Below are 12,612 nucleotides of genomic sequence, written 5' to 3'. Positions count from 1 at the left end.
GGACCTGGAGAAAGCGCTAGGACGGATCAGTGCGCTCGAGCAACACAACACGCACCCGAAACTTGATCTACCCTTCCCCGATACCCCTTCTGCTCTGGTGGTCGGGTAGCCCTAAAGTATCCCTTCTAGAGCATAAAAGGGTGTAAACGGGTATAAAAGAGTGTAAAGCAAAACGGCGACTTTTCTGCATCAAAACAACGAAAACCCCGCCAGATCAACGATCCGGCGGGGCTACCTGCGGAGATCGCGGGATTTGAATACCACGCTACAACACCGCCATTATGCGCTCCCCTGAACCCACACATGCACCCTAGGCCCTCTAGCGGGTCGGGTTCGTGGTGGTGGGCGGCGCGGGATGGTGGCCCGGTGCGCTCGCGGGTGTTGTTGACAGCGCTTCACCCAACCTGCGGTCTTGTCATTGACAAGTAAAGAGCGTATGTATGCGCGATCGTAGGACTAGCTCTTGAGATCGGTTCGGGCGCCACGTCCGGGCCGGTTGGTTTGCCAGGCGTCGACGGTTTCAGGCAACCAACCGTGGCGCACGTTCGGTTCTAGCCCGATCGTTGCATCTGGCTCAGGCAGACGTCCATCCCGCCGATAGGTGCGCAGCGTGGACAAGGCGATGCCCGTGCGATCCGCGACGGCATTGAGTGATAGATAGTGGATGGTCACACGGTCTCCTTTGTGCTGATTCCGTAGATTGCGGCGAGGATGGACAGCGCCCAGCATGTGGCTGTGATGGGAGTGAGTCCGACTGCGTAGGTGCCTACTGCGAGGACCGCCCAGGCGGGCGTGGAAGCCAGGAGCGTTTTACGGGTTTGGGGTTTCATTGGTCGGTTCCTTGTGTTAGCTTGTTGTTGAGGCAAGGGCTGGGAACCCTGCGATTCCCAGCCCCTCTCTCACCGCTCTAGTCGCGGTTGATCGCGATGATCTGTAGCCAGATCGTGACGATCATGAGGGAGATCATGATACTGTCGGCCAGTTCCATGATTGCCTCCTTTCTGTTGGTGGGGCTTTCCCTCCAACAACTCTAACTTTACCCTAACTACACGCCGTCCTGCAAGTCGTTAAGGTAAAGTTGTGTTGCGGTGCGCACCACACTCGGCCAACCGCTCCCGATAAGCCACCACCACCCACACTGGCACGCCAAGCTCCTCGCCAATCGCCGCAACGTCACAACCATAGAGACGCTCAGCCAGCATGTACTCGGCAGGAGAAACCAGCAGCCGCGCAGCCTGGCGATCCACGCGTGCCTCTATGTGCGCCTCCTGCGGCCCATCATGACCCAAGATGGCATGAACATACTCATGAGCCAACATAGCTCGCTGAGCGCCAACCGGGAGCCGAGAATCGATAACGATCAGCCCCTCGCCGAGATAGTAAGAGCCCGCCAAAGGGAACGGCACAAACACCACATGCACCCCCATCGCCTGGCAGGCAAGGATCAGCTCCTCTTCACTCATACCACCAAAGAATACGAGACCCCTCCGACAGAAATAGGATCCTCAGTCACTCGCCGCTACTGCACGTGCAAGCAACTGCCCCCTAAGGTCGTCAAGGGGTTCTAGGAAGTCCAACTGGGCAAACATGAGGGGGATAATAGCGTCGCGGATGCGCATGAGAGAGGCCATCAACGCGGGCAAAGCTGAGTATGCGAAAAACTGCCATAAAACAGCATCCGCAAACTGAAGGGCCTGTTCGTGGGCATAGATGGCCCGCACGTCAATATCCAAATTCAAACTTGGAGTGTTCGCATGGATTTCAATAACAAACATGATCCGCCCATGTTCGCTACGCCCGACCTTGGGCACGAGTTCAAGCTCTATTCGTTCGTCTTGCGACTCTGACTGACCTAAATTGTTTCTAATGCTGATTTGACTCGAGAGCACCCGCTGAAAATTGAGCGCGTCGGCCACTCCCGATAGGTCATTGATTAACTCCGCCACGACAAAGATCCTTCCTGGAGAAGAGTCGCCGTGATGTGTGCGGCGACACTGGGGTTCGGGTCGTCGAGGAATTCGACATCTTCGCCGCTATCTATAGGCGCCGGAACGAACGGTCTGAGGGTGTGATGGATTTCCACACCCAATGCGACGGCGTACTCGCGTAGCGTGCGCACCCGTGGGTTGAGCGCACCATTTTCGAGTCTCGAAAGGTACCCTTGATCGGTTTCCATGAGGTGCGCTAGCTCAGACTGGGACAGTCCGAGTTCTCTGCGCAACGCAACGAGGTCGCGAAGCAGGTCGTCATCGCGATCTATTTGCTCACGGAAGAGCGTGAAGAGCTGCTCGTCGGCGAGCTGATCGGCAGAGGTTGTCCTCATAGCGTCCTCCCCTGTGTCGGTTTCTGTTCAAGTATGGCACACCACCCCACACGGCATGTCAAATTTGACATATCTAACGGAAGCGCCGCCTCTTCCGCTCCTCGCAGAAACAAATGAATGCGTTCTGCTCCTGCGGCGTCGTAGCATCAACGTTTTTGATTAGCCCTCCCAATGACACCAGAAGACTTGTCGCGTCCGGCTCGACGTAGTAGACACGAATTCGACACCTGTGGGCGGCCAAATAGAAAGGTTCAGGCACGCGCAAGAACATGATGTCTGGAATAAGTGCGGTCCGTCCCGAATCTTTTGGGTTAGAGGGTGCAACGTCATCAGGAAATGTTTGGGAGAGTTCTCCGTTGCTGGCGCGGGTAAGGAGCTTGTCGACCTCGGCAAGAAGGCTGACAGTTTTGAAACGCTGCGCGCCTAAACTAGCGGCCTGAGAGTGAAGGTCTTCGCGAAGCCAACAGTCCATGTCGCGCCAGCCCCGATTGGGCATGATTTTGCCGTTGAAGCGATCTCCGGGGTGGCGCCACTCGTATGGTTCGTTGGTGGGTGTGGCTACGCGTAGCTCGGCGTGCTGGTGAGAGATCATGCGCCCTATTCTCCTTCCACGTCTTGGTTTTCTTCCCCTACCCCCTCGTACGGGTCTGGGGTGTGGTGGCGGGCAGCAGGCGCGTAATCACCCTGGAGGGCGGCCTGGAGTTTCGCCTCAGCCGCAGCAATGTAGGTGGCCGCCGGGTCAGGAGTGGTGGCACGGACAGCCTCCTCAGCCTCACGGACAATGGACGCAGCTGACCTGCCGAGCACCTCGGATAGGGCGCCAAGCTCGTCAACGTACATCGGCCGCACGCCGGCCAGGATGCGATTCGCTCGCGGCTGAGAAAGCCCTGCGATCTCTGCAGCGCGCGCTCGCGCCACTCCGCGCTCTTGCAGGGCATCGTCGATAATGCGCGCAATGGCCTTGCTCAGCTCTCCTGGATCAGTGGCTTTAGTACCCATGCGACCATGATTCCAATTAGACACACCAAAAACAACTAAAATTTGCAATTCGAGTCCAATTGGACTAACCTGTAGCCACGACGCAAAGTCCAATTGGATTCGAAAGGAAAAAGATGAGCATCCAGAAAGCGATCAACGAGGAACTGTCCTCACGCCGATGGTCGCGCAAGCGCCTATCCAGAGAATCCGGCATCTCCGAATCCACGCTTTCGCTCAAGCTAGCCCAGCCCCGGTTCGACACCGACCAGCTCGAGAAGATCGCGGCAGCGTTCGGCATCGCCCCGTCGGAGCTCATGCGCCGCGCCGAGGAATACGACACCCGCCAAGGTGGTGACGCGGCATGAAGACTCATCCGTACGCGGACATACACCCAATTCCACTACAAGACCCCGACGCGCGCACAGCAATAGACCGCCTGCATGACCTGTACTACGGGGCGAACCCGTACACCGCACAGGCCATGAGGGAGGCGATCACTGAACTAGCCGCCCACTACGGGCTACAAGTCGTTGACACGAGCCCGATCAGTGAGAGCGAGCCCGATCTGTTGCGCCCCGAAACTGGCAAACCTAATCGCCCGGGCAAGCTCACGAACCTCTGTCGACGATGCTCGATCTTCAACAGACAAAGCAATTTCCGTCGCTCTTTGAAGATTCTCGATCCCTTCAAGCGCGATTTCACGTTTTGTGGAAAGTCCCATCTCAATTCTTCCTTCCCGGTAGGTGGAACGTGTGGCAACTGTCAGCCTACCGGGAAGGCACAACCGCGAAAGGAAAACCAATGAAAACCCATCCTTACGCGGACAAATACCCCATGCTCCCCGCCGACGAGCTGGCCGAGCTTACCCAGTCGATCCGCGCCAATGGCTTGCGTCAGCCGATCGTGCTCGACACTGAGGGCCGTATCCTCGATGGACGCAACCGGTATGTAGCCTGCGAGAAAGCCGGCATCCAACCCCAGTTCACCACCTACGAGGGTGAGGACCTCGCCGAATACGTCATCGACTGCAACACCTCACGCCGGCACATGTCGACCGGTGCACGCGCCATGGCCACCGCCCTCATCCTCGTGGAGGACCGCGGCCGGGAAGCTGGCCGATGGAATGGACGAGCCGCTATTTCCGACGTCGGAAATAGCAAGGGATGGAAGCAGCGGATCTCTGAGTGCGGCGTCGTCCTCGACTACGCCCCGCACCTCGCCGAAAAAGTCCGCAACGACGAACTCCCACTCAACACCGCGTTTGAGCAGGCGAAGGCAGTCAAGGCTAGTGCGGAGGCTGAAAAACTCGCTGAACGCAACCGCGCCCGTGCCGAACGCGAAGCCGAAAAAGCAGAAGCCGAACGCCAAGCCCGCCTCCTCAACGAACTCAAAGCCAACACCGCCACCCAGTTCCTCATCTACATCGACACCGGCGAGATGGACATCCCCACCGCCCACGCCGCCTGGCCCGACCTACTAGCCGACGTCGACCGCATCCACGCCAGGTGGAAGAAGATGGTCGCACCAGACACCGAGACGTCCGGCCACCTATGCCCGGCCTGCGGCACCACCACACTCCACTGGCACCACAACGATCGGCTCTACCGGTGCCCGGCCTGCGACTATGCCGGAACGGCCGGGCACGTAGCCAACCTACGCACCTACACCATCACCCAGGCTGACGTGTGGGTCGACCGTGGCATGGCTTGTGTCTTGTTTGGGCTGACTCGGGAAGGGTTGAAGAAGCATATTCAGCGCGGAAACACTTGCCCGCGTGAGGGGTTGTTTTCGGCTGTGGAGTTGCGCGCCCTGCCACGCCGCGGCGAGATTCTTCCACCCTGACTCTAAGCGTGGTAGCCTCTGTATTAAGCGACTAGAGACCGCTTAGCAACAAGAGGCTGATCCCTCTGACGGGATCGTTTCTCATGGCATTTATGCCGGGGAGGCCTCGGAATACAAGACCCGCTGGGGAATACGGGGCAGCCTGACTTGTTGCAGGTGGTTTCTAGCTCGCCCGGCGCACAAATGCCAGCCTAGAAACCTGACATTGCGCGCCTCATATTCGCAACAAGAATTTTGAGGTGACCTCCCATGAGTGACCCTATCCGTATCGGAGACGTCCTGGGCCGCCTGCCCGCCGACATGCTCGACGACGTGCGCCTTGAAGACCTCACCCGCATGGCCGATTCTCTTGGCGTCCATGCCTGGGAAATGGTGCGCCACTTCGAAGAACGAGGAGGCACCAACTAGCCACACCCTTTCAGCCCGCCCGTGCAGCCAGCACGGGGCCGGGCAGCCGGGCGTGGGTAGCGTTCTTCGATATCGGGACCTCTAACCGCCCCACGCCCTGGCTCAAAATACAAATAGAACCGCCGGGAAGACAACCACGACCAGCGCCCCGGGCTGGTCCTGCCAGACACACAGCTGACGTCTGGCAGTAAACAGGCACCAGACACCCGAAAAAGTTCGGGGGTCCATTCGTGGTGCACCGAACAGTCGTATGGGGTTGTCAAGGTCGGCGGGCGCTTTGGGGCAGGGGTTAAGACAAGCCAGGCACACTACCGTGTGTCCGCATGGCTAGCTCCTAATGTTCGAGGTCGGTTCTGTGTCCCTGCCCCACCCGGTTCTCCATCCAGTGGTCGACCGTTTCGGGTAGCCAGCCGTGTGTGCCGCCGCGCTCTGGCCCGCCGATGATCGCGTCCGGTTCAGGCAGGCGGCCTTGATGGCGATAGGACACGAGGGTAGTGCGGCTCAATCCGGCGCGCTGCGCGAAACCGTTGAGTGATAAGTAATGGGCGGTCACTGCTATTCCTTTCTGTGGTGGCGTGCAATGTTGATGCTGAATGCGATGGCGTAGATGAGTGCTGCAAGGCCGGCGAGGAATGCTCCGATCTGCGCAAGCACCCCGCCGGAGTCAAAGATTCTGGGGATGAGAATGATTGCGATGAGTGCGATCCATAGGATTCGTTCCATGGTGGGCGTGCTAGATGGTAGCGTGTAGGGGAAGCAACCCCACGGTGTGGGGCGCTTCCTAGAAGAAGCTAGTGTTTGTTCTTCTGTTTCTTCTTGGTGGGCTTGAGCACTTCGACCAGTTTGGCGATTGATCCGATGAGTGCGGCAAGCCCGCCGAGGAAGATTCCTACGTCTTCTAGCATGTTCACCTCCTTTCTTCTCTTCATGTCTATAACTTCACCAACTCACATGCCGGATGTCAATTAATTTGGTAAAGTTGCCCGGGGGTGAAAACAACACCCACCCCGCCCGCCCACTCAGCGAAACCCACCACACCCCAACCCGCCAAACCCGCACCACCCCAGCCCGTGTGATATAGTCCCCCTTGTAGGGCGTCCAGTGCGCCCAAAAACCAGTTCTCTTCACCCCGGGCCGGTCCACCTCCAACGCAGACCCCCCGGGGTGAAACCATACCCACCACCAAAAAAGGGGGCACCCCGATGGCTGACACCGCCCCCAAAAAACCCCGCCGGGTCAACAACTACGCCTACCGCGACCTCACCAAAGCACTCAAACGCAAGTCACAGCGCACTGATGCGCCATGCTGGATATGCGGACAGCCCATCGACTACACCGCTGACTGGCGATCGCGGTGGTCATTCACCGCCGACCACGTCATTCCGATAGCTCTCGGTGGCAACCCTCGCGGCGAACTCCGCCCGGCTCACCGCGCCTGCAACTCCAGGCGTGGAGACACCACCAACCGCCGCCAGCCGGCCATCGTGAAACCGGTTGAAAAGCGGTCGAAAAAATGGTGAAAACAGTTTAAGCTGGACACACTCCAAGTCCCCGCCCCTACCCCAGGGGGAGGACCCCCGCCCCACCGGTCCGGTGCCACACACCGCATTGGCAAGTTTTTACACGAACGGCCCGATAGTGGGAACGTCAAACGGTGTCGTTATTGTTTCTGTGTGGCTTTGTGGCTCGCTTTTGGGTGTGAGGGTGCACATTTTGGTGGTTGGCGGTTTTGGCTTGCTGTGGTGGCGTTTTCTGGTGGCATCGTTTGCTATCACCACACCGGAACGGCGGCGCATAGCCATTTAGCCGTAAACAGTGCTATGGTTGGGGTGTGAGGACATGCGCCCACTGCGGCATCAACATCAACGGCAAGCGAGCAGGCGCCCGCTACTGCTCCACCTCCTGCCGCGTCATGGGTAACCGCGCCCCGAAACTGCCAAACGTCATGACAGGATCAGCCAGGTGGGTCACCTGGGAGCCGGTTGAGCGCCGGGAAGGGACTGGTAAGCGCCCCACCCGGGTAGATGGGCGGCCGGCATCCGTAACTGACCCCACCACGTGGGCCACCTATGAGGAAGTAGCCCAATGTGCGCGCAAGGGCTGGGTGCTCGGCAACGGGGTCGGCTGTATCGACCTTGACCACTGCCTCAATGAGGCCGGAATCCCAGCAGGCTGGGCACGTGCGGTGCTTGAGGAGCACCGGGCTGAGGCGGTGTGGGTTGAGATTTCCCCATCTGGGCGCGGTCTTCACGTGTTCGTGCCCATGGAGGCCGGGCCGGGCCGTGTTATTCGTGATGGTCGCAACATTGAGGTGTATCCGCCTGGGTCTGGCCGGTTTGTGTGCGTGACGGGGCGGTGCTTCCGGTTCTAAGAGGGTGCGGTGATGAGTGTTGGGTGAGTTGATGCCGTGTGGGACGTATGCGGCGGCCCGGCGCCATCAGCGTCGTGGGGAGCCGGTGTGTGAGGCGTGTAAGGAGGCTGTTCGGGCGCATAACGCTAAGCAGCGGGCGCGGCGGCGTGAGGCGGCGGTGAGGCGCGTCCACGAACAACAAGACCAGAAACCGGCGGGTGGCCAGTTGGACGCCGAGGCCGAGCTGAGGGCACAGTATGACCTGCTTGGCAGGCACTTGTTAGAAGCGCCCCCGCAGTCGGTGGCGGCTATTAGTCGTGAGCGGCGCGCGATCTTAGAAGCGTTGACCAGTATGGGGCAGGCAACTGCCAAGGTTCCGGCCCGAGGTGATAGGGGCGTGTTTGATGAGCTTGCTCAGCGACGTAAGAGTCGGGGCGCAACGGCCTAGGATCGAGTCCTTGCCCGTTGACGGCGTGGATTTTAGCGCGGGTGAGGTTGCCTGCGATTTGATGGCCGCTGTGGGTAAACCCTTGGATGAGTGGCAGCGGTATGTGGTTAAGCGTGCTCGGGCGTTGCGTGCCGATGGGCGGTTCGCGGCGTTCGAAGTCGGGGTCAATGTTCCGCGCCAGAATGGGAAGAACGTGATCGTGGAGGCTGTCGAACTCGATGGCCTGTACATGGACCCTGATTGTCGGGTGATCACACATTCAGCGCACTTGTTTTCCACGGCGAGGAAAGCGTTTCGTGAACTGGAGTCGATTATCCGGTCTAGCCCTGACTTGTTTTATCGTGTGGTGGGCTCGGATGGCCGCCAGATGGATGATGATGTTCGGGGTATTAAGACGTCGTCTGCTGAGATGTCGATCCAGCTTAAGGGCGAGGATGGGCGTGAGCGGGGCGGGGCGAAGATCACTTATTTGGCGCGGTCTGCTGGGTCTGCGCGCGGGCTGACCGGTGACATCGTGATCTTGGATGAGGCCTATGACCTGACGGCGGATCAGATCGCGGCGATGATGCCGACCATGGCGGCACGGTCCATGGATGGCAACCCGCAGATCTATTACACGTCTTCGGCTGGTATGCCGTCCTCGTCCGTGTGGGAGGAAGTCCGGGAGCGCGGGTTGAAGGGTGATAGTGCACGCCTGGCGTATTTTGAGTGGTCTGCTGATGATAGCGCGGTGTCCTCTGATGTGGATGCGTGGTATCAGGCGAACCCTGGTCTTGGTGTGCGTATCGCTGAAGAGTATGTGGCTGAGACCGAGTTTCGGGGGATGGATGATGAGCGTTTCCGGCGTGAGCGCCTGGGCGTGTGGGCGCGCGTGGGTGACGAGCATGGTCTAAGTGGCGCCCAGTGGGGCCGGCAGTTGGACGGGCTGTCTACGCCTGGGGAAAAGGTGTGTTTTGGGTTGGATGTGTCTCCGTCGCGTGATTCGGCGTCGATTACGGTGGTGTCCGAGCGGGCGGACGGCCGGGTGCATGTGGAACTGATTGAGCACCGTGTTGGTACGGACTGGGTTGTGGCCAGGGCTCGGGAGTTGCAGGAGAGGTGGGAGCCTCGGGCGTTCGTGGTTGATGCTGGTAGCGCGGCGGGTGCTCTTGTGGGTGAGTTGGTGCGGGCACGGGTGCGCGTGTTGCAGGTGACTGGCCGCGAGTATTGGCAGGCGTGCGGTCTGTTGTATGACGCGTTCCAGGCCGGCATGTTGGCTCATATTGGGCAGGAGCCATTGGATGAGGCGGTGGGCAACGTGAAGATCAAACCGAAGGGGGATTCGTTGTTCACGTGGGCGCGGATTGACCCGGTTGTGCCGATTGGGCCGTGGGTTGCGGCTACGCTCGCGTTCGCTGGTTGGGATCGTGTGAAGAAGAAGGCGCCTGTTAAGGGTGCTGGTTCTGGGTGGAAGGTGGTGGCCCTGTGAGTGGTTTGACTCCTGGTGAGTGGGAGCTGGTTGGGCAGCTTGAGAAGCAGATTCTTGCCAAGCGGCAGCGTAACGATCTGCGTTCAGCGTACATGGATGGCAAGCATCTTGTGCGGCGTTTGCCTCCGTCTTCTCCCCCGTATTTGCAGCATTTGGGTGTTGTGTTGGGGTGGCCGGCGAAGGCTGTTGAGACGTTGGCGCGTCGTGTGCGCCTGGACGGGTTCGACGGTGGCACCGCGCTCGGCGTCGATGATTTGCTTGCGGATAATGACTATTTTGCGATGTCGGCCCAGGCGCAGGTGTCTGCTTTGGTGCACGGGACGGTGTTTGCGACGGTAACTAAGGGCGGTGCGGGTGAACCGGCGGCCGTGGTCTCGCACGTGACCGCGATCAACGGCACCGGCGAGTGGGATACCAGGGCGCGCGAGTTTAAGAATTTCCTGGCGGTGAACCGGTGGCCGAAGGCTGGGGCCACGCTAGCCCAGGATGGGGATTTCACCCTGTTTTTGGATCATGAAGTGGTGTCGGTGGTTGATGGCCGGGTGGCTGGCCGGGTCTGGTCGCCGGTGCGGTTGCCGGTGGCGCAAATGCCGTACAAGCCGCGTCTTGACCGGCCGTTCGGGGCGTCGAGGATTTCACGCCCGGTCATGTCGATCACGGATAGCGCGGTGCGTACGATTATTCGGTCTGAGGGTACCGCCGATTTTTATGGGGTGCCGTGGTTCATGATTTTTGGCCCGGATGAGTCCTCGTTTTCCAAGGACGGGTGGCAGATGATCATGGATCGTATTAACGCGATCCCGGACAATGAGGAGGCGCCTAACCCGCGGGCTGAGGTTAAGCAGTTCACGCAGGGTAACCAGCAGCCGCACGTGGAACAGCTCCAGGTGTTGGCTGGGCTGTTTGCGGGTGAGACGTCGATCCCGGTGTCGTCTTTGGGTGTGGGCCTGTCGCAGGCTAATCCGACGTCGGCGGAGTCGTATTTGGCGTCGCGTGAGGATTTGATTGCTGAGGCTGATGATGCGCAGGCGTGTTGGACGAGTCCGCATGCGCGGGTTGCTAGGTGGTTGTGGCGGGTGGCTCACCCGGGTGAGGGTGTGCCGGGTGAGCTTGGTGCTGTTAGGCCGGTGTGGCATGACACGCGGTATACGTCGCGGGCGGCGGCTGCTGATGCGACTGTGAAGCTGGTGGGTGCGTTCCCGTGGATGGCCCAGTCGGATACGGTGATTGGGACGCTCGGGTTTGACGCGGCGACGACTGCGCGCTTGTTGGCGGATAAGCAGCGTGATGCGGGTGTGAGTATTTTCGCTGGCCTCATGCAACAAGAAGCTGAGGGTGATGGGGGCGTGAGCGGTGGTGGATCGGCGGGCACTGGTAGCGAAGCGTAACGCCGATGAGGTCATTGAGCGTGCTCTGGTTGCTGATTTGGACGCGTTGTGGGAGCGGGCCTGGCGCGGTGGCGTGTTTGATTCGGCCCTGTTTGATGCGTTCTTGCCCGGGATCATTGAACGTTACGGGTTGGCCTTTGGTGAGGTCGCCGCGCAATGGTTTGAGGCGCTGATCGGGTCGCAGGCCACGATCGCGGCCCCGGTTGGGCGTGCGGCGGTGAATTCTGCTAGGTGGGTGCTTGCCCCATATCGTGACGCAGCGGCGGGTGTGGCCGCTGGTGTGGCCCGTGACAGGTTGATGGCGTCGATGGTGCGGCACGCCAAGCGTGCCGGGCGCGACACATTGCATTTGTCGGTCCGCGCAACCCCGGGCGTGTTGTATGCGCGCCGCCTGTCTGGGGCGGAGAACTGCGATTTTTGTGTGGTGTTAGCTTCGCGCGGGCCGGTGTACGGTACGGCGTTGAAAGCTGGTGAGCCGGGTAACCGGTTTCATGATGGGTGTGATTGTGACATCGTTCCGGTGCGCGGCCGGTGGATGCCCGACAGCGGCAACCCGCGTGGGGTGTCATGGGTGGGTGAGAGCCCGGGCTACGACTTTGAGAAGCTTTACGTTGCCGAGTACAAGCCGTATTGGGCGAAGAATGACACGATCGATGATGTTGTTGCCAAGCGTGGGAAGGCCCGCGCCGCGCAGCGCACACCGGGCAAGCCCGGTAGGCCGAAAGGAGCCAAGAACAAGCCCAAACTTGGTGGGGCAGGCGGCGCAGGCAAACCACCAACCCGCAAATCTTCCGCTAGCGGCGCGTTTGACCGCGACAAGAACTTAGTTCCAAGGGTCAAACCGTCAAAGCAGGGAACAATCACAGTTGAGCAAGGGGCTTCAACTGATGATGTTGAACTGCGCGTAGGCCGGATTTTGGCTGAACGGGGGATGAATGTAACTCATCGCGCAGTAGTAAACATTGACAGGCACAAGAACCCAGATCTGGGGATTGATGGCGAGATATGGGAAATCAAATCTCCCAAGGGGAGTTCTGAAAAGAACACCATTAATAACCAATTCCGCCGGGGAAAGAAACAGGCCGAGTACATCGTCCTCAATTTGGCTCGGTGTGGAATCCCGGATCACATAGCCATCCAGCAGGCCGAACGACGATTCTTCGGTACGTTGCAGTTTAAGAAGATGATCATTATTGATAAGAGCGAGGAAGTCTACCATTACATCCTATAATGTGGTACTCTCTCAATGAGAGGGAAATGAGGCCAGCTCGCCAATTCTAGGGCAGGTACTCGCCCTCTCAATTATTGTGCTGGGCTGGATCGCTAAACACCGCCAGCGCAACCAGGCCGCCTAGCCGCTGGCATCACCTAGTTTTTACCCCACCAATCTCTGGTGGGGTTTTGTTG

At 59.5% G+C, this 12,612-nt stretch carries 17 protein-coding genes; 8 read left to right on the top strand and 9 right to left on the bottom strand.

Annotation, left to right across the window (positions count from 1 at the left end):
• Nucleotides 1-456: 456 nt before the first annotated feature.
• From HMPREF3167_RS09450 to HMPREF3167_RS06210, 6 genes are all read right to left on the bottom strand, one after another.
• The gene (locus HMPREF3167_RS09450; protein ID WP_083281102.1) at nucleotides 457-672 is read right to left on the bottom strand and encodes a helix-turn-helix transcriptional regulator; all 216 of its coding nucleotides are present in this window, start codon (nucleotides 670-672) and stop codon (nucleotides 457-459) included.
• A gap of 395 nt (nucleotides 673-1,067) precedes the next feature.
• Nucleotides 1,068-1,463 (bottom strand): ImmA/IrrE family metallo-endopeptidase, encoded by a 396-nt coding sequence (locus tag HMPREF3167_RS06230; RefSeq protein ID WP_070446113.1) that lies wholly within the window; start codon nucleotides 1,461-1,463, stop codon nucleotides 1,068-1,070.
• 42 nt (nucleotides 1,464-1,505) lie between these two features.
• Complete coding sequence (locus tag HMPREF3167_RS06225) at nucleotides 1,506-1,946, bottom strand: hypothetical protein (RefSeq protein ID WP_070446111.1); 441 nt, start codon at nucleotides 1,944-1,946, stop codon at nucleotides 1,506-1,508.
• On the bottom strand, nucleotides 1,934-2,323 hold the full coding sequence (locus HMPREF3167_RS06220) for a helix-turn-helix domain-containing protein (RefSeq protein ID WP_070446109.1): 390 nt from the start codon (nucleotides 2,321-2,323) through the stop codon (nucleotides 1,934-1,936). Before HMPREF3167_RS06220 ends, HMPREF3167_RS06225 begins: the two co-directional genes overlap by 13 nt.
• Nucleotides 2,324-2,396: 73 nt before the next feature.
• Nucleotides 2,397-2,915, bottom strand: coding sequence for a hypothetical protein (locus HMPREF3167_RS06215; protein WP_070446108.1), 519 nt, complete (start codon nucleotides 2,913-2,915; stop codon nucleotides 2,397-2,399).
• A gap of 5 nt (nucleotides 2,916-2,920) precedes the next feature.
• Nucleotides 2,921-3,322, bottom strand: a complete 402-nt coding sequence (locus tag HMPREF3167_RS06210; protein WP_070446106.1) for a helix-turn-helix domain-containing protein — start codon at nucleotides 3,320-3,322, stop codon at nucleotides 2,921-2,923.
• A 113-nt stretch (nucleotides 3,323-3,435) separates the two neighbouring features.
• On the opposite strand from HMPREF3167_RS06210, the gene HMPREF3167_RS06205 reads away from it, so the two are divergent.
• Nucleotides 3,436-3,666 (top strand): helix-turn-helix domain-containing protein, encoded by a 231-nt coding sequence (locus tag HMPREF3167_RS06205; protein WP_070446103.1) that lies wholly within the window; start codon nucleotides 3,436-3,438, stop codon nucleotides 3,664-3,666.
• A 155-nt stretch (nucleotides 3,667-3,821) separates the two neighbouring features.
• On the opposite strand, the gene HMPREF3167_RS09445 is transcribed toward HMPREF3167_RS06205, so the two are convergent.
• Entirely contained in the window at nucleotides 3,822-4,022 is a 201-nt protein-coding gene (locus HMPREF3167_RS09445; RefSeq protein WP_083281103.1) for a hypothetical protein, read from the bottom strand.
• A gap of 80 nt (nucleotides 4,023-4,102) precedes the next feature.
• Between HMPREF3167_RS09445 and HMPREF3167_RS06200 the strand changes: the two genes are divergently transcribed.
• Nucleotides 4,103-5,143 (top strand): ParB N-terminal domain-containing protein, encoded by a 1,041-nt coding sequence (locus HMPREF3167_RS06200; RefSeq protein WP_070446098.1) that lies wholly within the window; start codon nucleotides 4,103-4,105, stop codon nucleotides 5,141-5,143.
• Nucleotides 5,144-5,392: 249 nt separating this feature from the next.
• Nucleotides 5,393-5,551: a hypothetical protein gene (locus HMPREF3167_RS09850; RefSeq protein WP_168160832.1), complete on the top strand. Its 159-nt coding sequence runs from the start codon at nucleotides 5,393-5,395 to the stop codon at nucleotides 5,549-5,551.
• A gap of 334 nt (nucleotides 5,552-5,885) precedes the next feature.
• Here HMPREF3167_RS09850 and HMPREF3167_RS06195 read toward each other — a convergent pair whose 3' ends face one another.
• Nucleotides 5,886-6,104, bottom strand: a complete 219-nt coding sequence (locus HMPREF3167_RS06195) for a helix-turn-helix transcriptional regulator (RefSeq protein WP_070446096.1) — start codon at nucleotides 6,102-6,104, stop codon at nucleotides 5,886-5,888.
• A gap of 2 nt (nucleotides 6,105-6,106) precedes the next feature.
• Nucleotides 6,107-6,274, bottom strand: a complete 168-nt coding sequence (locus tag HMPREF3167_RS09845) for a hypothetical protein (protein WP_168160831.1) — start codon at nucleotides 6,272-6,274, stop codon at nucleotides 6,107-6,109.
• 479 nt (nucleotides 6,275-6,753) lie between these two features.
• Here HMPREF3167_RS09845 and HMPREF3167_RS09650 point away from each other — a divergent pair, with 479 nt between their 5' ends.
• The 5 genes from HMPREF3167_RS09650 (at nucleotide 6,754) to HMPREF3167_RS06175 (ending at nucleotide 12,436) form a co-directional block, all read left to right on the top strand.
• On the top strand, nucleotides 6,754-7,071 hold the full coding sequence (locus tag HMPREF3167_RS09650) for an HNH endonuclease (protein WP_148132405.1): 318 nt from the start codon (nucleotides 6,754-6,756) through the stop codon (nucleotides 7,069-7,071).
• Between the two features lie 311 nt (nucleotides 7,072-7,382).
• Nucleotides 7,383-7,922: a DNA primase gene (locus tag HMPREF3167_RS09645; RefSeq protein WP_148132404.1), complete on the top strand. Its 540-nt coding sequence runs from the start codon at nucleotides 7,383-7,385 to the stop codon at nucleotides 7,920-7,922.
• Nucleotides 7,923-8,716: 794 nt separating this feature from the next.
• Entirely contained in the window at nucleotides 8,717-9,817 is a 1,101-nt protein-coding gene (locus tag HMPREF3167_RS06185) for a terminase (protein WP_306452666.1), read from the top strand.
• The gene (locus HMPREF3167_RS06180) at nucleotides 9,814-11,205 is read left to right on the top strand and encodes a phage portal protein (protein WP_070446092.1); all 1,392 of its coding nucleotides are present in this window, start codon (nucleotides 9,814-9,816) and stop codon (nucleotides 11,203-11,205) included. The genes HMPREF3167_RS06185 and HMPREF3167_RS06180 overlap by 4 nt, the downstream gene beginning before the upstream one ends.
• Nucleotides 11,171-12,436, top strand: a complete 1,266-nt coding sequence (locus HMPREF3167_RS06175) for a VG15 protein (RefSeq protein WP_068539371.1) — start codon at nucleotides 11,171-11,173, stop codon at nucleotides 12,434-12,436. Before HMPREF3167_RS06180 ends, HMPREF3167_RS06175 begins: the two co-directional genes overlap by 35 nt.
• Nucleotides 12,437-12,612: the final 176 nt, after the last annotated feature.

The organism is Trueperella sp. HMSC08B05, assembly GCF_001808405.1.
Classification (GTDB): Bacteria; Actinomycetota; Actinomycetes; order Actinomycetales; family Actinomycetaceae; genus Trueperella; species Trueperella bernardiae.
The sequence above is the reverse complement of the archived record's forward strand: the minus strand, read 5'-3'. Positions and strand labels throughout refer to the sequence as shown.